The organism is Streptomyces sp. NPDC052101, from assembly GCF_040680235.1.
GTDB lineage: Bacteria > Actinomycetota > Actinomycetes > Streptomycetales > Streptomycetaceae > Streptomyces.
On record NZ_JBFAWH010000114.1, the window covers coordinates 1 to 2,161 of the forward strand.

1 protein-coding gene is annotated in these 2,161 nt (G+C 70.5%); it reads left to right on the forward strand.

Going from position 1 to position 2,161, the window contains the following annotated elements:
- Positions 1–13 precede the first annotated feature (13 nt).
- On the forward strand, positions 14–2,161 hold a 2,148-nt coding region (locus tag AB0L75_RS44065), incomplete at its 3' end, for an acyltransferase domain-containing protein (RefSeq protein WP_365191923.1).

Below are 2,161 nucleotides of genomic sequence, written 5' to 3' on the forward strand. Positions count from 1 at the left end.
GCCGGTGGCTCGGGTGGAGGAGCTGATCGCGGGTCGCGCGGGTGTGTGGGTGGCTGTGGTGAACGGTCCGGGTGCCACGGTGGTCGCCGGTGACATCGACGCGCTGGCCGGTGTGGTCGCGGATGCCGAGGTGGCGGGGGTTCGTACGCGGACGATTCCGGTGGACTACGCCTCGCACACCCCGCACGTCGAGCAGGTCCGTGACCGGCTTCTCGAGCTGGCTGCTGTGATCGTTCCGCGGTCGGGTGATGTGCCGATGTACTCGACGGTGACTGGTGTCGAGGTCGATGGTGCGGGGTTGGACGCGGAGTACTGGTATCGCAATCTGCGTGAGCCGGTGCGGTTCGCGCAGACCGTCACCGCGCTGGCGGGGCAGGGCAGTGGTGTCTTCGTCGAGGTCAGTCCGCATCCGGTGCTGGCTGGTGCGGTGGGTGAGGTGGCCGAGGCGGCTGGTGCGGATCTGGTGTCGGTGGGCACGCTCCGCCGTGACCAGGGTGGTCTGGGTCGGGTCGTGATGTCGTTGGCGGAGCTGTGGGTGCGTGGGGTGGAGGTGGACTGGACCGCGGTCGTGGGTGGGGGCGGGCGGGTTGATCTGCCGACGTATGCGTTCCAGCGGGAGCGTTTCTGGTTGTCGGGGTCGGCGGGTGTGGGTGACGTCGGTGGGGCGGGGCTGTCGTTGGTCGGGCATCCGCTGCTGGCGGCCGGGGTGAGCCTGGCCGATGGTGGGGGGTTGGTGTTCACGGGCCGGTTGTCGCTGGCCGCACAGCCGTGGCTGGCTGACCACACGGTGTCGGGTCGGGTACTGGTGCCGGGTGCGGGGCTGCTTGAACTGGTGCTGAGGGCGGGCGAGTTCGTGGAGTGTGACGTGGTCGGCGAGTTGGTGCTGCGGTCGCCGTTGGTGATCACGGACGCCGAGTCGGCCGTGGATGTGCAGGTGGCCGTCGGCGACGCCGATGAGCGGGGGCAGCGGCCGGTGCGGGTGTTCTCGCGGATGGCGCCGGACGGGTGGGACGCCGAGTGGACCTGCCACGCCGAAGGAACGGTGGTTCCGGGCACCGGGATCGTCCCGGTGCCCGAGAGGCCGGAACAGTGGCCGCCGGCCGGCGCCGCCGCTGTGGACGTCGCCGAAATCCATGAGCCGATGGTGCGTGCGGTGTGGCGGCGGGGCGAGGAGGTGTTCGCCGAGGTCGAGCTGCCGGAGTCGGCCGCGGCCGACGCCGAGCGCTTCGGTGTGCACCCCGCACTGATCGACGCAGCCCTGCGGGGGCCGCTCGTGGGCTCGTTCGAGGACGATGACACGGAGCCGCGTCTGCCGTTCTCGTTCACGGGTGTGCGGGTCCACGCGACGGGCGCCACGGCGGCTCGCGTCAAGGTGACCCGGGCCGGCGACGACGCCATCTCCCTCGTGATGGCCGACAGCACGGGGCAGCCCGTACTGACCGTCGACGGCCTTGAGTGCCGTTCGGCCGCGCCGGACGCCGGTAGCGCTGCCACTGTGAACAGGGACTCGCTGTTCGAGGTGGAGTGGGCGGTGATGCCGGTGGAGTCGGCCGATGGTGCGGGGTTGTTGGGTGATGTGCTGGTGCTGCGGGCTTCGGTGGGTGAGGGTGATGTCCCTGTTGCGGTGCGTGCTGTGGTGGGTGAGGTGCTGGGCGGGATCCAGCGGTGGCTTGCCGGTGGTGAGGTGTCGGCTGAGCGTCTGGTGGTGGTGACGCGGGGTGGGGCGTCCGTGGTGCCGGGTGATGTGGTGGATGTGGTGCAGGCGTCGGTGCGTGGTCTGGTGCGGTCGGCGTGCTCGGAGAATCCGGGTCGGATCGTGCAGGTGGACCTGGATGGCAGTGACGCGTCGGAGGGGGCGCTGGACGCGGTGGTGGCTGCCGGGTTCGCCGCGGGTGAGCCCGAGGTGGCCGTACGGGCCGGTACGGCATCGGTACCGCGACTCCGCCGGGTCACCGAGCAGTCCCAGCCCCTTGGTGCTGTGGATGGCACGGTGTTGGTGACGGGTGGTACGGGGACGATCGGTCGGGCGGTGGCGCGTCATCTGGTGACCGAGTACGGGGTGTCAAATCTGGTGTTGGTGAGTCGGCGTGGTGTGGAGGCGCCGGGTGCGGTTGAGTTGGTTGCCGAGTTGGGTGAGTTGGGTGCGTCTGCGCGTGTGGTG